18 protein-coding genes are annotated in these 23,309 nt (G+C 68.4%); 14 read left to right on the top strand and 4 right to left on the bottom strand.

Annotated elements, in window-relative coordinates; genetic code table 11:
• Window positions 1–27: 27 nt before the first annotated feature.
• The 4 genes from PGN12_01350 (at window position 28) to PGN12_01365 (ending at window position 5,895) form a co-directional block, all read left to right on the top strand.
• Window positions 28–1,716 (top strand): DUF1800 family protein, encoded by a 1,689-nt coding sequence (locus PGN12_01350; GenBank protein ID MEH3102539.1) that lies wholly within the window; start codon window positions 28–30, stop codon window positions 1,714–1,716.
• Between the two features lie 11 nt (window positions 1,717–1,727).
• On the top strand, window positions 1,728–3,092 hold the full coding sequence (locus PGN12_01355) for a DUF1501 domain-containing protein (GenBank protein ID MEH3102540.1): 1,365 nt from the start codon (window positions 1,728–1,730) through the stop codon (window positions 3,090–3,092).
• A gap of 71 nt (window positions 3,093–3,163) precedes the next feature.
• On the top strand, window positions 3,164–4,405 hold the full coding sequence (locus PGN12_01360; GenBank protein ID MEH3102541.1) for a DUF1996 domain-containing protein: 1,242 nt from the start codon (window positions 3,164–3,166) through the stop codon (window positions 4,403–4,405).
• A 98-nt stretch (window positions 4,406–4,503) separates the two neighbouring features.
• Window positions 4,504–5,895, top strand: coding sequence for an oligosaccharide flippase family protein (locus PGN12_01365; protein ID MEH3102542.1), 1,392 nt, complete (start codon window positions 4,504–4,506; stop codon window positions 5,893–5,895).
• A gap of 48 nt (window positions 5,896–5,943) precedes the next feature.
• Here the strand turns inward: PGN12_01365 and PGN12_01370 are convergent, their stop codons facing one another.
• A complete protein-coding gene (locus PGN12_01370) occupies window positions 5,944–6,936 on the bottom strand; it encodes an NAD-dependent epimerase/dehydratase family protein (GenBank protein MEH3102543.1) in 993 nt (330 codons plus the stop codon).
• A 90-nt stretch (window positions 6,937–7,026) separates the two neighbouring features.
• The gene (locus tag PGN12_01375) at window positions 7,027–8,139 is read right to left on the bottom strand and encodes a glycosyltransferase (protein MEH3102544.1); all 1,113 of its coding nucleotides are present in this window, start codon (window positions 8,137–8,139) and stop codon (window positions 7,027–7,029) included.
• Window positions 8,140–8,387: 248 nt separating this feature from the next.
• Here PGN12_01375 and PGN12_01380 point away from each other — a divergent pair, with 248 nt between their 5' ends.
• The 8 genes from PGN12_01380 (at window position 8,388) to PGN12_01415 (ending at window position 18,797) form a co-directional block, all read left to right on the top strand.
• Window positions 8,388–8,969, top strand: coding sequence for a polysaccharide export protein (locus PGN12_01380; GenBank protein MEH3102545.1), 582 nt, complete (start codon window positions 8,388–8,390; stop codon window positions 8,967–8,969).
• Between the two features lie 62 nt (window positions 8,970–9,031).
• Window positions 9,032–10,312 carry an outer membrane beta-barrel protein gene (locus PGN12_01385; GenBank protein MEH3102546.1) on the top strand — a complete coding sequence of 427 codons (1,281 nt, stop codon included), beginning with the start codon at window positions 9,032–9,034 and terminating at the stop codon, window positions 10,310–10,312.
• A gap of 32 nt (window positions 10,313–10,344) precedes the next feature.
• The gene (locus PGN12_01390; GenBank protein ID MEH3102547.1) at window positions 10,345–12,462 is read left to right on the top strand and encodes a polysaccharide biosynthesis tyrosine autokinase; all 2,118 of its coding nucleotides are present in this window, start codon (window positions 10,345–10,347) and stop codon (window positions 12,460–12,462) included.
• Window positions 12,459–13,775: a hypothetical protein gene (locus tag PGN12_01395; GenBank protein ID MEH3102548.1), complete on the top strand. Its 1,317-nt coding sequence runs from the start codon at window positions 12,459–12,461 to the stop codon at window positions 13,773–13,775. Before PGN12_01390 ends, PGN12_01395 begins: the two co-directional genes overlap by 4 nt.
• Window positions 13,772–14,665, top strand: a complete 894-nt coding sequence (locus tag PGN12_01400; GenBank protein MEH3102549.1) for a glycosyltransferase — start codon at window positions 13,772–13,774, stop codon at window positions 14,663–14,665. Before PGN12_01395 ends, PGN12_01400 begins: the two co-directional genes overlap by 4 nt.
• A 61-nt stretch (window positions 14,666–14,726) precedes the next feature.
• Entirely contained in the window at window positions 14,727–15,539 is an 813-nt protein-coding gene (locus PGN12_01405) for an aldo/keto reductase (protein ID MEH3102550.1), read from the top strand.
• A complete protein-coding gene (locus PGN12_01410; GenBank protein ID MEH3102551.1) occupies window positions 15,536–17,209 on the top strand; it encodes an FAD-dependent oxidoreductase in 1,674 nt (557 codons plus the stop codon). The genes PGN12_01405 and PGN12_01410 overlap by 4 nt, the downstream gene beginning before the upstream one ends.
• Window positions 17,210–17,321: 112 nt before the next feature.
• Window positions 17,322–18,797, top strand: a complete 1,476-nt coding sequence (locus tag PGN12_01415) for an esterase-like activity of phytase family protein (GenBank protein ID MEH3102552.1) — start codon at window positions 17,322–17,324, stop codon at window positions 18,795–18,797.
• 111 nt (window positions 18,798–18,908) lie between these two features.
• Here the strand turns inward: PGN12_01415 and PGN12_01420 are convergent, their stop codons facing one another.
• Window positions 18,909–20,270 carry a Coenzyme F420 hydrogenase/dehydrogenase, beta subunit C-terminal domain gene (locus tag PGN12_01420; GenBank protein MEH3102553.1) on the bottom strand — a complete coding sequence of 454 codons (1,362 nt, stop codon included), beginning with the start codon at window positions 20,268–20,270 and terminating at the stop codon, window positions 18,909–18,911.
• The gene (locus PGN12_01425; GenBank protein ID MEH3102554.1) at window positions 20,263–21,333 is read right to left on the bottom strand and encodes a polysaccharide pyruvyl transferase family protein; all 1,071 of its coding nucleotides are present in this window, start codon (window positions 21,331–21,333) and stop codon (window positions 20,263–20,265) included. Before PGN12_01425 ends, PGN12_01420 begins: the two co-directional genes overlap by 8 nt.
• Window positions 21,334–21,429: 96 nt before the next feature.
• Between PGN12_01425 and PGN12_01430 the strand changes: the two genes are divergently transcribed.
• Both PGN12_01430 and PGN12_01435 read left to right on the top strand, forming a co-directional pair.
• Complete coding sequence (locus PGN12_01430) at window positions 21,430–21,816, top strand: hypothetical protein (protein ID MEH3102555.1); 387 nt, start codon at window positions 21,430–21,432, stop codon at window positions 21,814–21,816.
• 83 nt (window positions 21,817–21,899) lie between these two features.
• Window positions 21,900–23,201, top strand: coding sequence for a UDP-glucose/GDP-mannose dehydrogenase family protein (locus PGN12_01435; protein ID MEH3102556.1), 1,302 nt, complete (start codon window positions 21,900–21,902; stop codon window positions 23,199–23,201).
• Window positions 23,202–23,309: the final 108 nt, after the last annotated feature.

The following is a 23,309-nucleotide window of genomic DNA, read 5'->3' on the forward strand; positions in this document are numbered from 1 at the left end:
GCCTATCTCGCTGCGCGTGCCGGCGAATTGGCATCGTCGATCGCCGATGCCTTCTGGCGGTTCCTCGCGCTGTTCACCGCCAATGGCAGCAGCACGCCGTGGAGCGCAGGCCTCACCGCGTTCGACCAGCCGGTTACAACCATCGACGGTGCCGCGGCAGTGCCCGTCGACGTGTTGCGTCTGGCGCGACAGGCGTCCTTCGGGCCGACCCCGCAATTGGTGTCGCGAATCGGCGAGCTGGGGATTCCCGGCTGGATCGACGAGCAGTTCCGCGTGCGGGGCAGCACCTATGGCGATCTCGTCAAATGGGTGCCCAACGATTATTGCTCCGACAAGACGATCGCGAATTGCTGGCAGAATCACTTCACCCGCGTGCCGGTCGCCGCGCGCTTCTATGCCGACGCGGCGCTCGCCCCCGATCAGTTGCGCCAGCGCGTGGCGTTCGCGCTGTCGCAGATCCTCGTCGTGTCGGGCAGCGGGGTGAACAGCACCGCGGGCATCGCCTCCTATCAGCAGGTGCTGCTCGACGGTGCCTTCGGCAACTATCGCGATCTGCTCGGCAAGGTGACGCTGCACGGATCGATGGGCCTGTACCTGTCGATGGCCGACAGCAGCCGTAGCGCGCCGTCCGAGAATTATGCGCGCGAACTGCTCCAGCTGTTCACGATGGGGCCGATGCAGCTCGCCGCCGATGGCACCCCGGTGCTCGCCGCCAATGGGGCACCGGTGCCGAACTACGGATCGGACGACATCAAGGCGCTGTCGCGCGCGCTGACCGGCTGGACCTATACGAAAAGCGGCGGGCGCACCGACTGGACCGGCAACGATTACTCGCAGCCGATGGTCGTCCGCCCGGTCAATTGGGCCTATGATACGCAGGCGAAGGCATTTCTCGGCGTCACCGTTCCGGCGGGCGCAGCACCGGCCGATGGCGTCCGCATCGCGCTCGATGCCGCGTTCAACCATCCCAGCACCCCGCCGCGGCTCGCGCGGTTGCTGATCCAGCATCTCGTCAAGGCGAACCCCTCGCCCGGCTATGTCGCGCGCATCGGCGCGGTGTTCGTCGACAACGGCAAAGGCGTGCGCGGCGACATGAAGGCGATCGTCCGCGCGATCCTGCTCGATCCCGAGGCGCGCGGCGCGGAACCGCGCGGAGGCGGGTTCGGCAAGGTCAAGGAACCGGTGCTGGCGATGGCCGGGCTGGTCCGCGCGCTCGGTCTCCAGACCGATGGCGCGGCGATGACGCTGCGCGACGCCGCGCTCGGCCAGCCGGTGTTCCAGGCGCCGTCGGTGTTCAACTTCTACCCGCCCGACTACCCGCTGCCGCGCAGCAGCGGGCTGGTCAGCCCGGCGTCGAAGCTCTACTCGGCGGGCGGCACCGTCGCGCTTCAGAACCTCGTCTTCGACTGGACGATCAAGGGCGAGGCCAACCGCTGGGACTGGAATGCCGCCAACAGTCTCAACGGCGCCAGCAGCTCGGCCAACACCCTCCCGCTGTGGGCCGGCTGGGAGGCGATCGCCGCCGACCCCGACCGGCTGGTCGCGGTGGTCGATCTGCTGATGCTCGACAACACCGCCACCGCGGCACAGAAACAGGCGCTGCGCAGCGCCGCGCTGTCGATCACCAATACCAACGCGCAGCTACAGGCACGCAAGCGCGCGCAGGCCCTGCTCTACATCGCCGCGTCCAGCCCCAATTTCCTCGTCGATCGCTGAGGAGCATCCCGATGGTCCAGCTCTCCCGCCGTCACTTCCACCGCATGGCGCTCAGCGCTGGCGCGGCGGCCGCGCTCGGCATGTTCGGCCGTGGCGTCGCCTATGGCGCGCCGGGCAGCGGCTTCCGCGCGATGGTCGGCGTGTTCCTGTTCGGCGGCAACGACGGATGGAACATGCTCGTCCCCACCGACACCGCCGCCTATGCCGCCTATGCCGCCTCGCGGCAGACCGTCGCGCTGCCGTCCGCCGGCATCGTCCCGCTCGCCGGAAGCGGGCTCGGGTTGCACAAGGCGATGGCGAGCCTCGCGCCGATCTGGGACAAGGGCGCGATGGCGCTGGTGCTCAACACCGGCACGCTGGCGACCCCGCTGACCAAGGCGACCTATCTCAGCCGCCCCGACCTGCGTCCGTCGAACCTGATGAGCCATTCCGACGAGCAGGAGCATTGGCAGGGGCTGCGCGCCCAATCGGTCAACCGCGACGGCTTCATGGGGCGGCTCCACGATCGCATGGGCGCCAGCGGGGTCCCGCCGGTGATCTCGTTCGGCGGCAACAATGTCGCGTTGATCGGGCAGCAGGCGCAGCCTTTGGTGCTGCCGTCGCGGGGCGTACTGTCGCGGTACGGCAGCAACAGCACCGCGATCGAGGCCGCGGTGAACAGCTTCGCGGGCGGCACCGGGCTCGACGACGTCACCGCCTCCACCGCCGAAACGATCAGGGACGCCTATGCGATGACCGCCGCGACCGGCGCGGTGCTGGGCACGACCGGCAGCGTCGAGGCGTTCTTCGTCGATCCCGCCACCGGCGCGGCGCTGACCTCCGACGTGTCGCAGCAGTTGAAGCGCGTCGCGCGGATGATCGAGGCGCGGTCGACCTTCGGGCACACGCGCCAGTCGTTCTTCGTCTCGCAGGGCGGGTACGACACGCATGATGCGCAGGTCGCCTGGGGCAATGTCGTCGCGGGCACCCACGCCAATCTGCTCGGCGATCTCGCGCTGGCGCTGTCGGCCTTCTACAAGGCGATGGAAGCGCTCGGGCTGCAGGACAACGTCACCGCCTTCACGATGAGCGACTTCGGACGCACCTATCGCGGCAATGCGCAGCTCGGCTGCGATCATGCATGGGGCAACAACCATCTGGTGATCGGCGGCGGGGTGACCGCCGGCGGGGTGTTCGGCCGCTATCCCGACCCGACGCTGGGCGGTGCCGACGACATCAGCAACGAAGGTCGCTTCCTTCCGACGACCGCGCAGGAGGAATATCTCGGCGCGATCCTCAAATGGCATGGCGTGGCGGAGGCAGATCTGCCCTATGTCGTCCCGAACTGGGCCACATGGTCGACCAACGGCCGCGGACCGATCGGACTGTACGGGTGAGGCCGCGAGCCCTGGCATTTGTCGCGGTGCCGCGTGTCCCCTATAAGGCCCCGGCCTGCTGGAGACCGATCGTGTACCGCCGCCTGATCATCGCCGTGTCGCTGCTCGGCTGCGCCGCCGCGACTCCGGCGCAGCGCACGCTGCTGCGCGCCGACGAGACGGCCTATGAGTTGCGCGGACCCGACCAGGCGAAGGCCGGCGGAAAGCAGCACATCGCGCATGGCGTCGGCAGTCCGCACGGCGATTTGGTCCGTCCCGAGCTGGGCGGCGACGTGCTCGACGTACCGCCCTCGATCCCGTCGAGCGTCAGGCCGGCGACGTTGATCCAGCCGATCGACGAACCGCCCGGGACCGCCGCGCCGGACACGGTCGGCGCGTTCCGTTTCATGTGCGAACCGGGACAGATCAGCTACGACGATCCGATCGTCTATCCGAACCAGCCGGGCAAGAGCCACTTGCACCAGTTCTTCGGCAACACCGGAGCGAATGCGAACAGTACGTATCGCAGCCTGCGCACGACCGGCGACAGCACCTGCGTCAACATCCTGAATCGCTCGGCCTATTGGATGCCGGCGATGCTCGACGGCCGCGGCCATGTCGTGCGTCCGGATTATGTCTCGGTCTATTACAAGCGCTTGCCGAAGGACAGCGCCGAGTGCCGCCGTCAGGGCAAGGAATGCGTCGCGCTGCCCCGCGGACTGCGCTTCATCTTCGGCTACGATATGGTGACCGGCACGACCCCGACCGGCGGCAGCTATTTCGATTGCACCGGCCCGACCGCGAAGCCCGGCCGCTACAAGACGATCACCGAGGCGGCGGCGAATTGCCCCGCCGGGAACCGCTTGGGCGCGATCGTCAATGCGCCGGGGTGCTGGGACGGCACACGGCTCGACAGTCCCAACCACCGCGAGCACATGGCGAACCCCAGCTACGGTTCCTGGGGCTATCTGCGCTGCCCGTCGACGCATCCCTATGTGGTGCCGTCTTTCACGCTCGGCTCGTGGTACACCGTCGATGCGCAGCGTGCCGACACCTGGTATCTGTCGTCGGACGAGATGCCCGGCATGGCGCGGATGCCGGCGGGTTCGACCTTCCACGCCGACTGGTTCGGTGCATGGGACGACGACGTCATGGCGATGTGGACCGCCGATTGTCTCGACGCGCTCAAATCCTGCAACAGCGGTGTGCTGGGCGGACGCCGCATGATGAAGCCGACGGCACCGTTCGCCTGGACGACGCCGCGCCGGCTGGTCCCGATCCCGCCGCGACCGGGTGCGCCGACGCACGCGGGGCAGGCAGTGGCGGCGCGCTAGAGCTGCCCGTTGCGCCGGCCGCGCGTTTGCGGTTGCGGCGCACATCCCGGCGTGATTAGCCGCGCCGACCCTCATTATCGATGGATATCCACGACTTCATGGCCGACTCCCCAACGCTGCGCGCCCGGATGATGGCACGGATTCACGTGCCCGAAGCGCTGCTGGCCCGGCTCGGCTGGGCGACGTCCGGCTATATCGTCGTGCAGGGGATGCGCTTCGGCACCAATCTGGTCCTCACGCGGCTGCTCGCGCCCGAGCTGTTCGGGATCATGACCCTGCTGACATCGCTGCGGGTCGGGCTGGAGCTGTTCACCGATATCGGCATCGGGCAGAACGTCATCAGCAGCCCGAACGCCACCGATCCGCGCTTCTACAACACCGCCTGGACGATTCAGGTGATCCGCGGCGTCGCGCTCGCCCTGATCGCCTTGCTGCTACAGCCGGTCATCAGCCATTTCTACGGCGATCCGACGCTCCACAAGATCCTGCCGTTCATGGCGCTCTTCCTGTTAATGACCGGGTTCGTCTCGATCGGTCAGCCGCTGGCGGTCAAGGAACTGGCGATCGACCGCACGTCGATGTTCGAGGTCGCCATCTGCTTCATCGCGAACCTGTTGTTGATCGGGGCGTCATGGGCGCGCCCCGATATCTGGGGGCTGCTGATCGGCAGCCTGCTGGCGTCGCTGACCCAGATCGTCCTGTCCTACTTCGTCAAGCCGGAGATCAGGCATCGGTTGTTGATCGACTGGGGCTATGTGCGCGAGATCCTCGGCTTCGGCAAATGGGTGTTCATCTCGTCGATCGTCTTCTTCCTGGCGCTCAACTTCGACCGGCTGATCCTCGCCAAATACGTCAGCTTCGCCGCGCTCGGCATCTACGGCATCGCGCGCACCCTGTCGGACGTTTTCGCGCAATTCAGCGTCAAGCTGGGCGCGGAGATCATCTTTCCCAGCGTGGCCGCCGCCACCGCCCGCGGGGTCGAGCTGCAACGCAAGCTGGCGCACCGCCGCATGCAGTTCCAGGCCGCGACGATGGTCATGATCGCCGGGGTGATCGCCTTGTCCGACCTGATCATCCGCATCTACGACGTGCGGTATCACAGCGCCGCGCAGCTGATCCCCTGGGTGTCGCTGGCGGCGTGGCTGATGATCCTCAGCACGCTGAACGAGAATCTGATGCTGGGCCTGCGCAAGCCGCATTACAGCGCCTTCGGCAGCGCGGCGAAGCTGGTCGGGCTTGCGGTGCTGCTGCCGATCGGTCTGATGCGCTACGGCATCGCCGCCGCGGCGGTGACAACCGTGCTGGCGGAAATGATGCGCTATGCCTGCCTGTCAATCGGGCAGGCGCGCCTGAAGGTCACGTTCATCCGTCAGGACGTGCTCGCCACCGCCGCCCTGATCGCGCTCGCCTTCGCGATCCGCTGGGTCGCGTTCGAGATCGGCCTCACCGGCGCGCCCGGCGAGCTGTTCCGGATCACGATGTACCGCTGAGCGGCGGTCGCATCGTCCCGGGCTCGCCCCGGGACGACACCAACGCCGTCAGGCGTTCGGGCCGTAATAGCCGCGATACCATTGCGCGAATCGCTGCAGCCCCTCGCGCAGCATCACCTTGGGCTGATAGCCGGTCAGTGCGTGCAGCTTCGACACGTCGGCATAGGTCGCCGTCACGTCACCGGGCTGCATCGGCCGCATTACCTTCTCGGCCTTCTGCCCCACCGCGTCTTCCAGCGCCTCGATCATTTCCATCAGCCCGACCGGATGGCTGTCACCGATGTTGAGCACGCGGTGCCCGCCCGCTTCGGGGGGATGGTCGAGCGCACCGACGATCCCATCGACGATATCGTCGATATAGGTGAAGTCGCGCGCCATCTTGCCTTCACCGTAAACCTCGATGGCCTCGCCCCGCATGATCTTCTGCGTGAACGAGAAATAGGCCATGTCCGGCCGCCCCCATGGGCCATAGACGGTGAAGAAGCGCAGGCCGGTCTGCGGAAAGCCATACAGCTTCGCATAGGACTGGCTCATCAGCTCGCACGCGCGCTTGGTCGCGGCGTAGAGCGACACCGGATCGACCGCCGCCTCGTCCTCGGTGAAGCCCTCGCCACCCATCGGCTTGTCACCATAGACCGAGCTGGAGCTGGCATAGACGAGATGCTCGAACCCCTCGGCGTGGCGGCACGCCTCCATGATCGACAAATGCCCGGCGAGGTTCGACCGCTCATAGGCGAACGGATTTTCGAGGCTGTAGCGCACCCCTGCCTGCGCGGCGAGATGGACGACCCGGCGCACGCCTTCCTCGCGGACAATCGTCGCCATCGTCTCGGCATCGGCGATGTCGGCGCGGTGGAATGCAAAGGTGTTGCGCCCTTGGAAGGTCGCGAGCCGCGCTTCCTTCAGCGTGGGATCGTAATAATCGTTGACGATGTCGACGCCGATCACGCGTTCGCCGCGGTCGAGCAGCCGGTGCGCGACGGCATGGCCGATGAAGCCGGCGGTGCCGGTGACCAGGATCGGATCGGTGCGGCCGCTCATGCTGTCATCCCTCGGTTCGCGCCGGGGTCGGCGCCGTCATGCTGCACCGCCTCCTAAAGCCGCGAACGGTAAACGGCAACGCGTCGCGCTCTAATTGCGCACCGATTCCGCGGGTTGCCACACCACATAGGTCCGCGCGCGCCAGGAAGAATCGATCACGCCCAGTGCGACGCCCAGCAGGCTCAGCAACGCCGCCACGATCTTCGACGCGATCGCGATCCGCAACCGGTTGCCCACCGCCAGCACGATCACGCCATCAAAGAGCAGCGACAGGACCGTTCCGCCGCCCAGAATCGCCACCGCCACGGGCAAGGCGAACAGCGCGGCGCTCGCCAACAGGAACGGCGTCATCCATTTGAGGACCCGGTGCGAGACATAGCCGTACAGCGCCGGCCATGGCAGCCGGCGCAATTGCGGCCACAACGCCCGGTGGACGTTGATCGCCTGACAGGCGATCCGCCGCTTGCGCAACAGCTCTTCCTCCGCCGCGATCGCACTGCGTTCGTACACAAGCACCTCGGGCACGCTGATGACGCGCTTGCCCTGCGTCAGCACCCCCAGGCTCACATAGAGATCGTCGATCAGGTGCGGCGGTGGCGGGCGATGGAGGTCGCGACGCACCACGAACATCGCGCCATCGACCCCGATCAAGCCGATCGTCCTGCTCTCGATCGCCTTGATGGCTTCCTCGGCGCGCCAATAGGCCGCCCCGGTCGCCGCCGCCGGGCTGTCCGCGGCGTTGCTGTACACCAGCCGCGCGCTGCTGCATCCGACCGACGGGTCGGCGAACGGCGCGACCAGCGGCGCGATCACGTCGCGGCCGTGCAGGACGTTGGCGTCGGTGAACATCAACAGCTCGGACGTCGAGCGTCGCACGAGCTGGTTCATCCCGAATGTCTTGCCGTTGCGATCGTAGGAGATCACCAGGTCGATCCGATCCGCGAACTCACGCAGGATGTCGATCGTGCCGTCGTCCGGCCCGTCGGCGTAGACATGGATCGTGGCGTTGCCATAGGCATCCGCCGCCTCGATCAATTGCTCCAGTCGCCGCCGGATCGAGCGCGATTCGTTATACGCCGACATGCAGATCGCCAGTGATGGCCGGACGGCATCACGATCAGGCGGACGCGCGACCGCGCGATGGCGAAAAAAGCGGAGTGTTATCGGGTATATAATGAATGGATGCGCCGCGAGCAGCAGCATCAGAACAGCAGCAGTGGCATACACCCAGATCATTGTCGCATCTTGCCGGCCCCGCGCGGCACATAACGGCAGGCTTTCGTTTGACGCTGCTACTTTCTGCGTGACGATCGCCAAATTGCGTCATGACCTATCCGCAAAATGACACACGTCCGATGGATGGACCCTCAAACGTCACTTGCATTTGCAGTGTCATCACTTAGGAAGTCGGCAATTTCGCAGGTGCAGCAAAGGCGCAGGGAACTATCACTATGACGAGGCTGGCGATTTTGCTGTCGGCGCTGGCGCTTTCGACAAGTTGCGCCGGTCGTGGCGGCGATCTGCCATTGCAATCCGCGTCCGCATTGGGGCGCGAGCGGGCAGCGCCGGTCGATGATACCTATCGCCTGGGCGTCGGTGACCAGATCGCGATCGCGGTCTTTGGCGAGCCCGATCTCACCCGTACCTATGCGATCAATCTCGACGGCACGATCGAGGTGCCGCTGGCGGGCACGATCAAGGCACAGGGGATGACGATCGGCGCGATCAGCGCGCTGATCCGCGACCGGCTGGCCGACGGGTTCCTCCGCACTCCCAGCGTGACCGGCGCGATCGTCACCTATCGCCCCTTCTATATCCTCGGCGAGGTCAACAAGCCCGGGCAATATCCTTATCAGACCGGCCTGACGCTCGACGGTGCGGTCGCGCTGGCGGGCGGCCATACCTATCGCGCGCAGAAGAGATACGTCTTCATCCGCGCGGAAACCGGCGATGGCGAGGTCAGGGTGGAAGCGACGCCCGGGTTGGCCGTGCGCCCGGGTGACACGATCCGCTTCGCCGAGCGCTTCTTCTGACAGCGGCGGTGGCCTGCGTGTCGCCTGCTTCCGATCGTCGCCGGCGCCGGTCGCACACCGGCGTGGTACGGCTGCTGGCCGTGGCCTCGACGTTCGTCACGCTCGCGCCTGCCGCCCCGGCGCAGACCGCCCGCTCGGTGCTCGACACCGGCATCGCGTTCGACCTGCCGCTGACCGACCGGGTCACGGTGCTGCAACGCCCGCATCCGGAACGCGACGTCGCGGGCGTTCGTGCCGGCGGGTTCATCGTCTTCCCGGCCGTCGATCTGGCTGCGAACGCCACCAGCAACGTCTTCGGTGCAACCGACTCAGCGCTGTCCGACGGTTTTGCGACGCTCGCGCCGCGGCTCGATGCGCGCAGCGACTGGTCCCGCCATCAACTGCTCGGCCATGTGCGCGGCACGCTGCGGCGCTATCTCGCCTATCCGATCAAGGACGAGGACGGCTACGATGTCGGTGTCGAGAGCCGGCTCGACATCGCCGGCTCTTCGACCGTGCGCGCGGCGGTGAATGCCGATCGGCTCTACATCAGCCAATTGTCGGGCGACTTCCCGCGCTTCGCCGCCGCCTCTGTCCCGCTTGACCGCCAGGTCGCGTCGCTGCGCGGCAGCTATGCGGTCAACCGCGTACAGCTGGTCGGCGACGTCAACGTCACGCGACTGAACTATAGTGATACGCGCGCGCGCGACGGCACGCGGATCGATCAGGATTATCTCGATCGCACCGCGACCCGGCTGACCGCGCGCGCCGATTATGGGGTGTCGCAGGTCACCTCGCTGTTCGTGCAAGGCGTCTACACGCTTCACGACTACAAGGTGGCGCGGGTCGATTTCGACCGCAGCGGAGACGAGCTGCGCGTGATCGGCGGCGCGGCGTTCGATCTCACGCCGCTGGTCCGGACGCGGCTGGGCCTCGGCTGGCTCACGCGGCATTACCGCACCGCCGGGACCACCAACCTCACCGGGCTCGCGATCGACGCGCAGGTCGACTATCTCGCCACCGCGCTGACCACGATCAGCCTGGCGGCGCGCCGCGACGTCCGTGATGCGGTGGTCACCGGGTCGCCGGGCTATGTCGCGCTGCGACTGGCGGCCGAGGTCGACCACGAACTGCTGCGCAACCTGATCCTGATCGCGCGCGCCGATGTCGAGCACGACGATTTCGCGCGCATCGACCGTGGCGACACGCTGCTCCATGCCGGCGCGAGCGCGCTGTACACGCTCAACCGCTCGGTGGTGCTGACGCCCTCGCTCGACATTTCCGATCGCGCCAGCCGTGGTGCGCAGATCGGGCAACGCTTCCGCGAGGTCCGCGCCGGGCTGAGCATGACGTTGCGGCGCTAGGCGGCGGCAAGGGCACACGAAAGGGGAAGATGATGGCGGATGTGACCAACGTGCGGATCGACGAGCGCCAGGATCTGGCGGGGCTCTTCTCGCGCCTGAAGCGTCACCTGCCGGTCCTGGTCGCGTGCATCGTCGGGATGGTGGTGGTCGCGGCCGGGATCGGCAAGATCCTGCCCCGCCGCTACACCGCCGTCGCCCAGCTCGAATATACGCCACAGGGCGCGGTCGCCGGTGCACCGCAGCCGCAACTGTCGGATCTGGCCCGCGACGCGAAGATCGACGCCGAGGTGCAGACGATGAAGTCGCTGGCGGTCGCCACCCGCGTCGTCGACCAGCTCAAGCTCGACCGCGACCCCGAACTGCAGGCCGCCGCCAGGTCGCTGGTGACCGATGCCGCCACGGGCAAGCAGGCGATCGCAGGCGCGTTGCTCACCAATCTCAATGCCGCGCGCATCGGCACCACCTCGCTGTTCGAAGTCGGCTATACCGACCGGAACCCGCTCAAGGCGATGCAGGTCGCGAACGCCTTTGCGCAGGCGTTCATGGCCGAAAACCTCGAAGCCAAGATGTCCGAGTTCAGGGACGTCGACGCGCGCCTTGCCGGACAGCTCGACGCGTTGCGCCGCAAGGTAGAGCAGGCCGACGCCGCGGTCGCCGCCTTCCGCGTGCGCAACAACCTGCTCGGCCTGCCCGATTCGGCCACCGCCGAGCAGGAGATCGCCTCGATCCGCAACGCGCTGGCGGCGGCGCGCGCCGAAGAAGCCGCGGCGCGCGCGCGCAGCCTCGCCAGCGGTGCGACGATCGTCGGCGGCGGCACCAACAGCCCGTACAGCACGGTGGCGCTGGCGTCGCTGCGCCAGCAGCGCGCGCAGGCGGCGGCGAAAGTCGCCGCGCTCGAGTCGCGCTACGGGGAGCGCTATCCGGCGCTGGCCGACGCCCGCAAGGAGCTAGACGCGATCGACGCACAGCTGAGCCGCGAGATGCGCGACCTGTCGCGGTCGGCCGGCAACGCCTCGCAGGCGGCGGGATCGACCACCGCCTCGCTCGAGGCGAGCCTCGCCGCCGCGCAGGCACGGCTGGCGAACAATGTCCGCGCCTCGGTCGAACTCGCCGATCTGCAACGCGCCGCGCAGAACGCGCGCGACGCCTATCAGCAATTGCTCAACACCAGCACGCAACAGAATGCCCAGCAGGCGATCGTCCGCCCGGACAGCCGGATCGCGGCCCCCGCGTCGCTGCCGCTGACCCCCAGCTCGCCGAACGTCCCGGTGTTGCTGTTCCTGGGCGCGGTGCTCGGGCTCGCGATCGGGCTGGCGATCGCCTATGTCCGCGAACGCTGGGTGCAGGGCCTCGACACCGTCGACGATATCGAGACGATGCTCGGGGTCGATTATTTCAACAGCGTGCCGACCCCGGCCAGCGCGATCGACAAGCCGCGCACCGGCGACGCGGCGGCGGCGACGTTGCTCCACCCGCTGTCCGCCTATACCGAGGCGTATCGCAACATCGCGACCAGCCTCAGCTTCAGCGCATCGTCGGCGCACGGCGGCAAGATCCTCGGCATCACCTCGGCGCTGCCCAAGGAAGGCAAGACGACGACCTCGACCTCTGTCGCGCGCGTGCTCGCCACCGGCGGTTCGCGCACCTTGCTGCTCGATACCGACCTGCGCCGCCGCTCGGTGTCGGTCACGCTCGCCCCGCAGGCCCGCGCCGGGCTCGGCGAAGCGCTGGCCGGCACCGCGGCGCTCGATGACGTGCTCGTGCGCGAGGAAGCGACCGGACTCGACGTGCTGCCGCTCGCCGCGACCGTCGGCACCTCGCCGCACCTGTTCGAAACCCCCGAATTCGCCGCCCTGCTCGCCGAATTGCGCCGCCGCTACGACCATATCGTCGTCGACACCGCCCCGGTGCTCGCGGTCGCCGACACCCGCGTGCTCGCGCAGCATTTCGATGCGCTCGCGCTGCTGGTCCGCTGGCGCGCCACCCCGGCGCGGGCGGCGCGCGCCGCGCTGCATCAGATCAGCTCGGTCGGCGTGGGTGTCACCGGCGTCGCGCTGACGATGGTCGACCTCAAGGTACAGGCGCAAGCGGGGTTCGGCGATCCATCCTATTACGCCGATTACATGAAGGATTATTACGCAAAGGCGTGACCGCACCGGAACGGCGCACCGGCGCGATGCTCCCTTCCCGCTCCCGGCGCCTGACGGCACGGCTTCGCGATCGGCGGCTGGCCCGCCTGTTCGCGCTGACCGATCAGGGCTTGCAGGGGCTGGCCAGCATCATCGCGAGCGCCATCCTCGGCCGTCATTTGCGCGCCGACGCGTTCGGCGCGGTCGGGGTTGCGATCGGCGCTTATTACGTCGTCGCCGGCTTCCACCGCTCGCTCATCACCCTTCCGTACGTCACCGAACATCGCCCGCACGACGACCATCGCTATCATTCCGACTGGTGGTGGCTGAGCCTCGCCGCCGCGCTGCTGCTCGCAGCCGCGCTGGCCGTGATCGCGGGGCTCTTGCACATCGCGCTGCCCGCGCAGCGCTGGCTGGCCGAACCGCTGTTGCTCGGCGCCGCGATCACCCCGCCCCTGCTCGCCGCCGATTTCGTACGCCGCTGGTTCTACAAGCAGGAGCGTGCGTGGCTGGCGGCGCTCGTCTCCGCGACCTTCTTCGTCGCGCTGATCGGCAGCACCGCCGTCGCAGCCACCACCCGCACCGATGCGGTCGCGGGCGCGCTGGCCTGGGGCGGCGCCGCGACACTGGCCACGCTCTGCGCCCTCCTGCTGCTCCGCCCCGCCGCCCCCGCCGCGACACGCGCGTGGCAGCGCTTCGTACCGCACCGCCGGTTCGCGGGCTGGCTCGCGCTCAACATCTTCCCCTATGCCGTCTACAGCACCGCCACCGTCGTGATCCTGATCGGTGCCTTGCTCGGACCGGAAGCGGCCGCCGTGTTCACCGCGGCGCGCACGCTCACCAACCCGGCGGTCAGCATCGTTTCGGCGATCGACTCGACCGACAAGCCGCGCGCCGCCGCCGCCCTTGCCGAACACGGCGGCACGGGATTGCGCCACGCGATCGGCACGACGCGCCGCACGCTGATCGTGCTGACCGGCGGCTATCTGGCGACGATCGCGCTCGTCGCACCGCCGCTGATCGCGCTCGTCTTCGACGGGCGCTACGCCGGGGCCGAAACCGACGTGCGATGGCTCTGCGCGGCCTTCTTCCTGTTCTGCCTCAACCAGCCGTCGGAGACGCTGCTGATCGTGTTGCGCGCCAGCCGCCTGCTGTTCGCGACACGCGCCGCGACCGCGCTGGTGACGCTCGCCGCGCTGGTGCTGGTCATCCCGTACGGCATCGCCGGCATGACGGCCGCGATCGCGATCAGCCAGCTCGCCACTATCGGGCTGCTCGCCCTCGCCGAGCGCCACGCGCTGCGTCGCTGCCCCGCCGCCTCGCCACGATCATGACGATCCGCTTCTCCATCGTCGTGCTCACCTACGCGCGCGACCCGGTCCTCGCCGACACGCTGGCGCGGCTCCACGACTGCCTCGGCCCGCGCGACGATTACGAAGTGATCCTCGTCGACAACAACGAGACACGCAGCGGACGCGCGGCGCTGCTCGACCGCTTTCCGCACCGGCAATATCTCTTCGCTGGCGGCAACAAGGGCGTTTCCGCACGCAACCTCGGGTTCGACGCCGCACGCGGCGACGTCATCGTGCTGCTCGACGACGACGTGCTGGTCGAGACGCCGGACATGCTCGATCTGTTCGCCGCGCGCTTCGCCGACGACCAGCGGCTCGGCGCGATCACGGTGCGCAAGCACGTCCGTGGCGAGACGCGGCGGCGCGTCGACCTGATCCCGCACACCCGCAAGGACATCGACCTGACGCGGCCGTTTCTCACCTTCCGCTTCGTCGGCGGATGCGTCGCGTTCCGCACCGCCTGCCTGCGCGAGGTCGGCGGCTTCCTGCCGGACTTCTTCTACGGTCTGGAGGAGATCGAACTGTCGTACCGGATCATCGATGCCGGCTGGCGGATCCGCTACGATCCGGCGATCGCGTGCGAGGAACTCGAACATCCCGCCGGGCGCGACGCGCGCAAGCGGGTTCAGACGCAACGGCTGGCGAACAAATATATCATCAGCTACCTTCGGATGCCTTTCCCGGAGGTGTTGGTGAACGCCGCGCTTTTCACGCCCTATCTGCTGCTGCGCCAGCGCGGCCATGTCAGCGTCATCGGCGCGGTGCGCGCGTTTCTTGCGTGGCACCGCCGCGCCGACCGGCCGCGGCGCGCGCCGATTGCGCGCCGGACCGCCGCCTATATCCGCGCATGCGGCGGAGCGGTCTGGAAGTGATCGTCGCGACGGCGCTGCCCGGCGGGCGCAGCCGGGAGCGCACCAGCCGGATCGCGCTGCGATGACCGCCGTCTCGCGCCTCGGGCTCGGCGGCAGCAGGTTCGGTTCGTTCGCCAACCCCGCTCCCGCTGCCGACAGCGAGCGGCTGGTCCGCATCGCGCTCGACCTCGGCGTCACCGTCCTCGATACCGCCAGCATCTATGGCCAGGGGGATAGCGAACGGATCATCGGCCGCGCGATCGCCGGGCGACGCGACGCGGCGTTCGTCGTCACCAAGGGCGGGCAGACCTTCGCCGCCCGATATCGCCTGCTGCGCACGGCCAAGCCGCTGGTCCGCGCGATCCTGTCGCGGCGCGGCGGCACCGGCAGCGTGGTCACGGCGCATCGCAGCAGCGCGATGCACGCCGACTGGCGGCCGCGCGCCGTCGTCGCCAGCCTCGAGGCATCGCTCAGGCGGCTGCGCACCGATCGCGTCGAGGCGTTCCTGCTCCACAGCCCGCCCGCGCATGTCGCCGCCGATGCCGAGCTGGCACTGGCGCTGGTCGCGGCGCGCGCCGCCGGCAAGGCGTTGCGGATCGGCGTCTCGTGCGACGATCTCGCGACGCTCGAAGCCGCGCTCGACCAGCCCGGCTATGACGTGCTCGAACTGCCGTGGACGGTGCTGACCACGCTTGGCGCGCGCGCCGAAACCATTCGCAAGCGCGGGCATCTGGTGCTCGCGCGCGAGGTGGTGACGCGGCAACCCGGGTTGATCCCGACACAGGCGGTGGCGCGCGCGCTCGTGCATCCGAGCGTCGACTGCACGATCGTCGGCACCGGCAAGCCCGAGCATTTGCGCGCGCTCGCCGCGATAGCGCGCGGCACGGCGCGATGATCCTCGATGCGCGGCGCGCCGGGCTGCCGCCGCGTCTTCAGGCCGATCTGGTGATCGTCGGCGCCGGTCCCGCCGGGATCACGCTCGCGCTGACGCTGGCGGATTCCGGCTGGGACGTGGTGCTGGTCGAGGCGGGCGGCGACCGGTTCGACAAGGCCGCGCAGGATTTCCTCCGCGCACAAGCGGTCGCACCGCCGACGCACGCGCCTGGCGAGCTGTACCGCCGCCGCCAGTTCGGCGGCACCAGCGCGATCTGGGGCGGGCGCTGCATTCCGTTCGATCCGATCGACTTCGAGCCGCGCGACTGGATGCCCGCCGCGCGCTGGCCGATCGCGTATGACGACATCGCGCGCTTCTACCCACAGGCGCTGGCGCTCGCCGGGGCAGGCGCGCCCGACATGACCGCCGCTGCCGCCAATCCGCGCGAGGCCGATCCCGCGCTGCCCGGCACCGGCGCGGACGCGATCACCGAGCGCATCGAACGCTTCAGCCACCCGATCGATTTCGGCGGCTGGTATCGCGGGCGGCTGGCCGCCGCGCCGCGGGTGCGCGTCCTTACCAACGCCCCGGTCGACCAGATCCTCACCGCGAGCGAGGGCGCAATCGCCAGCGGCGTCCGCCTCCGCCTGCCCGATGGCGCGAACGTCACGGTCGCCGCACCGCGCGTCGTCATCGCCGCGGGCGGGATCGAAACCGCGCGGCTGCTGCTCGCCAGCGACGAGGCGCGCCTCTGCGGGCTCGGCAACGAACACGATCTGGTCGGCCGCTATTATCAATGCCATCTGGAAGGCACGCTCGGCACGATCGCCTTCCACCCGCCGGCAGGGCATGACCGCTTCGACTATTTCCGCGCGCACGACGGCGTCTATTGCCGCCGCTATCTGTGGCTGTCGCCCGCGGCGCAGCGGCGCGAGCGGCTCGCGAACATGGTGCTGCGCCCGACGCACGCCGGCATCGTCGACCCCGCGCACCGCCATCCGGTGCTGTCGGCGATGTACCTCGCCAAGAACAGCATTGTCCCCGAATATGCGCGCAAGATGACCGCGCTGGAACATGATGCGCGCAGGCGGCTGGGCGGTCGCTCGATGGCGTTCCATGCCGCGCATGTCCGCAACGTGTTGCTGGGATCGCCCCGGCTGGCGGGGTTCGCGCTCGACTGGACGCGCCGCCGCATTCTCGCGCGCCGCAAGCTGCCCAGCGTGCTGCTCGACGCGCCGCACGGCGTCTACCCGCTCGACCTCAACGGCGAGCAGGAACCCTGTCGCGACAGCCGCATCACGCTCGGGCAGGAGCGCGACGGCGCCGGGATGCGCCGCGCGATCATCGACTGGCGCTGCACCGCCGCCGATCGCGCGCGCATGGTGGCGGGCGTGCGCGTGATCGCGGCGGCGGTGAATTGCAGCGGCCACGCGACGATCACGCTGACCGACGCGGAGGCACAGGCGTGGAGCGATCATCCGGTGCCGGTCGGCGGTCACCATATCGGCACCGCGCGCATGGCCGACGGTTCGGCCAGCGGGGTCTGCGACGCCAACGCCGAGCTGTTCGGCACGCGCGGCGTGTTCATCGCGGGCGCCGCGAGCTTTCCAACGTCCAGCTTCGCCAACCCGACGCTGACCTTGCTCGCGCAAACGCTGCGGCTGGCCGAACACCTGCGTTCGACGAAATAGCCCGATTGCCTCGATCCGGGACGACGCCGGCCGCTGTCGCCAGACCATCGCGCGATCGTCACGAGAACGTAACAACGCTGCCGCAGGCGCATGGTTGACAGGAGATCAACCAATGCGCCCTCTCGCCCTGCTTGCCGCCACCGCGATCGCCGCGTCCCCGCTTCCGGCGGGTGCGGTCACGCTGATTTCGGCCTTTTCGATCGCCAACGGACCCGATCTGTCCGGGCTGCCCAACACCGGCGACAATCGCCTCGGCGGGTTCGGGTCAGACCTTAGCTACGACGCGAGCACCGGGACCTTCTGGGGCACCACCGACCGCGGTCCGGGCGGCGGCGTGCTGTCCTACGCCCCCCGGCTGCAAGGCTTCACGCTCGACATCGACACCGGCGGCAAGATCAACGACTTCACGCTGACCAGCACGATCCTCTACCACGATGGCGCGACCAACTATAACGGCCTCAACCCGCAATTGCTGAACGGCAGCGTCAGCGATCTCGGCCGCTCGCTCGATCCCGAGGGGCTGGCGCGGCTGCCCAACGGCAACTTCCTCGTCTCCGACGAATATGGCCCGTCGGTGCTCGAGTTCCGCGCCGACGGCCAGTTCGTCCGCGCGTTCGAGACGCCCTCGAACCTCGTGCCCCATGATGCGAAGGGCGGCGTCGACTATGTCGGCGGCGCGGAGTCGATCGTCACCGGCCGGCAGGACAATCGCGGGTTCGAGGGGCTGACGGTCAGCAAGGACGGCAAGACCGCCTATGCGATCCTGCAGGACCCGCTCATCAACGAAGGCCGCGCCGCGGACGGTTCGGCGAACGGCGTCTACAGCCGCAATACCCGCATCGTCGAATTCGATATCGCCTCGGGCAAGCAGACCAAACAATATGTCTACCAACTCGCCTCGGTCGATGAATTGAACGCCGGGCTGACCAAGAACCAGTTCGACGCCGACAAGCAGGGTCGTTCGATCGGCGTCTCCTCGCTTCAGGCGGTCGGCGACAACAAGCTGCTGGTGCTGGAACGCGACAATCGCGGCATCGGCGTCGACGATCCCACCGGCAAGAAGCAGATCGCGGACAAGCGCATCTACGAGATCGACCTGACCCACGCCACCGACGTCAAGGACATCAGCCTCGCCGGCACCAACGACCTGCCTGCCGGCGTCGTCCCCGTCGCCAAGAGCGCGACGCCGTTCCTCGACATCGCGGCCGCGCTCAAGGCGGCTGGCTACACCGTCCCCGAAAAGATCGAGGGCTTCTCGTTCGGCCCGCGGCTGGCGGACGGCAGCTATTCGCTCATCATCATCACCGACAACGATTATTCGGTGACGCAATCGGGCAGCGGCGAACAGTTCGATGTCTGCACCGGCAAGGGCAGCAGCGCGCAGGTCAAGCTTGGCGCCGCCTGCCCCAAGGGCATGACGCTGATCCCGAGCATGGTCTACAGCTTCAAGGTCAGCGCCGACGAATATGCGAAGCTGACCGGCGCGGTGCCCGAACCGAAGAGCTGGGCGATGATGCTCGCCGGCTTCGGCGCGATCGGCGCCACGCTGCGCCGCCGCCGCAAGCCGATGCGGCGCGCACTCGTCTGACGCGCGTCGGGTCAATCGGACAAATAGAACCGCTCGCCCTGAGCTTGTCGACGGGCGTGTCCAAAGCGCGCACGCCTGGACACGCCCGGAACGAACGGCACGCGAGCCCTGCTATCGCGCCCGCCGGTCCGGCAGCACGCGATCGACCCATTTGCCCAGCCGCCCGTGCGACCAGGCCAGCGCGCGATACACCGCCAGCACCCGCCGCGCCCAGCCGGTGTAAAGCCCCGCCCGCCCAGTGAACAACGCAAGCCGCGCGATCCGGTGGCTGTCGCGCGCGATCATATGGCGCATCCGATAGACCAGCCGCCGCCGCAGCGGCAGCCCGGCCGCCGACGGCGCGACACGCTTGACCGGGCGCAACCGGCCTCCGCGTCGCCACGTCAGCCGATACGCCAGTCCCTCGCGGCGATGCCGGAACCCCGCCGCCTGCGTCTGCTCGACGAACGCCGCATCGACCGCGCGCAGCGCTAGCCGCCCGTCCGCCACCGCGCCCGCGATCATCGCATGGATCGCGGGCGAGCGCGCGATCACCACATTGGTCCCGCGCCCGTCCGACGCATAGGGCTCGACCCATGCATCGCCGAACGCGACATCGGCGGTTTCGGCCACCACATCGTCGCACCAGTCGCACGCCGGATTCTGGAAGAACCCCGCGCCCCAGTCGCCATCCGCCAGATGCCACCAATCCTCGGCCCGCGTGCTGCCGTCGTCGAGCGTCAGGTGCGCGCGATACCAATTGGCCGGGCGGCTGGCGTCCTTGATCCGGTAATCGACGCCGCGCACCCGCGCGATCGGCGCGCCGAGCTGCCACGCGAAGCTATCGACTAGCCGCGCGCTCTTCTGATGGCCGCAGAACAGCCCGAGCAGCTGCGTCACCCGCGCGCCGATCACCGGATCGGTGCGGCGCAACAGGTTGAGTGCCTTGATGAAGCACGGCACCGCGACCACGGCATAGCGCCCCGGCGTCGCGCGGATCGCCGCGATCACCGTCGACAGTTCGACCGGATAGTAACGCGACTTTGCCCCGCCCGCGATCTCGCCAGCGTCGCGCGAAAGCCGATAGGAGAAGAACCGCCCGTCCGCCTGCGGATCGGCGACCGGCGCGACATGCGCGACCGCATCGACCGCGCCGGTGCGCAGCAACTCCGCCGCGACCCAGCTGACCATCCCGCCCGAACTGCCGTTATCGCGAAACCCGCCCTCCGCGACATGCCCGACCCACGTCGATTCGAACCGCCCGAGCAGATCGCTCTGCGCCGGTGCGGCGGGGAAGCGCTCGGCGGCCAGCACATTCTCGTTCGCCGCGATGGGCGAAAACGGGCAGCGCGCCGCGAAGTCCGCGCCGCCCGGCGTGCCCGGTTCGGGCTTCCACAGCCCGTCGCGGTCCATCCGCATCGCCGCCGCACAGCCGCCGCAGCCGATGCACAGCCCCGCGCCGACGATATCGTCCGGGTGCCGCGCCTCAGCCAAGCGCGGCGCCGAGGAACGCGGTCGATTGCGCGCGCAATGTCGCGATCCGCTCGCCGATCCGCGGATCGTGCGGCGCGGTGAGCAACGTGTCGTAGTCCGCGTTCGCCGTCTCTGGCGCGACGATATGCCGCTGCGCCTCCAGCGCCGCCGCCAGATCGCGTACCTTGTTGAACCGATAGGGCGACGGAGCGGTCACGAACGGCGTCCCGTGCACCAGCGCGAAGACGCAGCCGTGGAAGAAATTCGTGACCAGCGCGCTCGCGCCTGCCACCCGCTCGGCGAACGCTTCGGGTCCGGCGTCGATCTCCTGAGTGTCGGCCCAGTCGTTGCGGTATCCGATGCTGTGCAGCCGCACGTCGTGCCGCTTCGCCCACTGCCGCATCGCCTGCGCGAGCCAGTCGGGAAAGCCATGACCATAGACCAGCGCGTAGCGCTCGCCCTCCGGCACACCCCGTGGCACGGGATCGCCGAATTGCAGCACCGGATCGAGCACCAGCGGTGGCGTCTCGCCCAGCGCACCGCCGATCAGCACCTGCGCATTGGCATCCCGCACCGAGATCGCGGTGAAGCGCCGCAGCCGGTCCACCCACTCATCACCGATGCCGTCGGCCGCATCGTGGTTGCCGAAACTGGCGGCATAGGAAACCAGCCGCGGCGTGGTCAGCCCGTCGCCGAAGAACAACGGGGTCGAGGCATACCAGGGATGGCGGAAATTCCACACTTCGTCGCTGCCGATCACCACCGCGTCCAGCGCGCCGAGTGCACCCGGATCGTCGATCGCGAACGCGGCCGAGCGCGGAAGTTGCTCGATGGCGGTAACGAACCGCCGCGCCTTGGCCTTGTACGCCGCCAGATCGCCCGCGGCCGTCCGCTCCGGCAGCGTCGGCTGCAACGCGCACCGCCACTCGGCGCGCACCACCGCCTCACTGTGATGATCGAGCAGCAGCGCGTCATGCCCCATGGCGCGCAGTCCTTCGACCAGGCACCGCGCCTGCCAATAGGAGCCGTAATTGATGCAGCGGTGAAAGGTCAGGACGCCGACCTGCGCGGGCAATTCGTTCATTACCGCGACAATCTTCGGCAAGCGCCGCGGTTCCGGTCACCGGGCATCCCGCGGGCGGAAGCGGTTCGTTAACACCTCCATGCCACCCCTCCCGGGATGCGGATCGTCCACCTGTACAAATCGCTGATCGACACGGTCGTCGCCTGGGGCGGCTCGGCGGCCTTGCTGCACGTCCATGTCGGAATGGCGATCTATCTGGCGGTGTTGCTCATGGTGCGTCAGCGTCGCGCCGGCAGCGTTGCGTTGCAGGTCGTGCTCGCCGCCGAACTGGGGAACGAAGTCATGGACTGGCTCAACGCCAGCCCGGACTGGACCTGGTCCGACACCGCGTCGGATGTCGCGCTGACATTGCTATGGCCGGTCGCGATCACCGCGGTGCTCGCATGGCGGCGTCGGCGTTGGCGAAAGTCGGGCGCGACCATGGCGCGATCTGACGCGATTTCGCTTCGTGCAAAGGGACATGTCCCAATTGCAAGCACCTGAACGCTTGCCAGACGGGCGGTTGAGTCGCTAGCGGCAAGGCTTGCGATACCGCCGGGGGCGGTTGATTCAAGGGAGCGACCGTCTTGCGCATTACCATGATCGGTTCGGGCTATGTCGGCCTGGTCTCAGGCACGTGCTTTGCCGACTTCGGCCATGACGTGATCTGCGTCGACAAGGACAAGGGCAAGATCGACCGGCTGCTCGCCGGCAAGATGCCGATCTACGAGCCGGGGCTCGAGGATCTGGTCGCGCGCAACGTCGCGGCGGGCCGCCTGAAGTTCACGACCGACATCAAGGAAGCGGTCGCGGGGGCGGATGCGGTGTTCATCGGCGTCGGCACGCCGACGCGCCGCGGCGACGGCCATGCCGATCTGTCCTACGTCTACGCCGCCGCCAAGGAAATCGGCGAGGCGCTGACCGGCTATGCGGTGATCGTCACCAAGTCGACCGTGCCGGTCGGCACCGGCGACGAGGTGGAGCGGATCATTCGCGAGGCCGCGCCGAACGCCGAATTCGGCGTCGTGTCAAACCCGGAATTCCTCCGCGAAGGCGCGGCGATCGACGATTTCAAGCGTCCGGACCGGATCGTGATCGGCTCGGGCGACGACCGCGCGACCGAGGTGATGCGTCAGGTCTATCGTCCGCTGTACCTCAATGCCGCGCCGATCCTCGTCACCGCGCGCCGCACCGCCGAGCTGATCAAATACGCCGGCAATGCGTTCCTCGCGACCAAGATCACCTTCATCAACGAAATCGCGGACCTGTGCGAAAAGGTCGGCGCCGACGTGAAGGACGTCAGCCGCGGGATCGGGCTCGACAACCGCATCGGCTCGAAGTTCCTCCACGCCGGCCCGGGCTATGGCGGGTCGTGCTTCCCCAAGGACACGCTCGCGCTGCTCAAGACCAGCCAGGACTATGACGCCCCGCAGCGGATCGTCGAGGCGGTGGTCGCGGTCAACGACAACCGCAAGCGCGCGATGGGCCGCAAGATCGTCCATGCGATGGGCGACGACGTCCGCGGCAAGACGATCGCGGTGCTCGGGCTGACCTTCAAGCCGAACACCGACGATATGCGCGACTCGCCCGCCATCGCGGTGATCCAGGCGTTGCAGGATGCCGGTGCGAAGGTGAAGGCGTTCGATCCCGAGGGCACCGAGCAGGCCAAGCTCGTGCTTGACAACGTCGATTATTGCGACGGCCCGTATCAGGCGATCGAGGGCGCCGACGCGCTGGCGATCGTCACCGAATGGGACGAGTTCCGCGCGCTCGACCTGCCGCGCGTCAAGTCGCTGCTCAAGGAGCCGATCCTGATCGACCTCCGCAACATCTACACCCCCGCCGAAGTACAGGCGGCGGGCTTCCGCTACACCAGCATCGGCCGCTGATCGAAGCGGTGGGGTTCCGGGCGGCGAGACACCTTCCGTCGCCCGGACCCGATCAGGGACCCCGCCTCTTAGTCAAAGTTCGTCATCCCCGCGCAGGCGGGGATCCAG

The sequence above is a fragment of the Sphingomonas phyllosphaerae genome, assembly GCA_036946405.1.
In the GTDB taxonomy this organism is placed as follows: domain Bacteria; phylum Pseudomonadota; class Alphaproteobacteria; order Sphingomonadales; family Sphingomonadaceae; genus Sphingomonas; species Sphingomonas phyllosphaerae_D.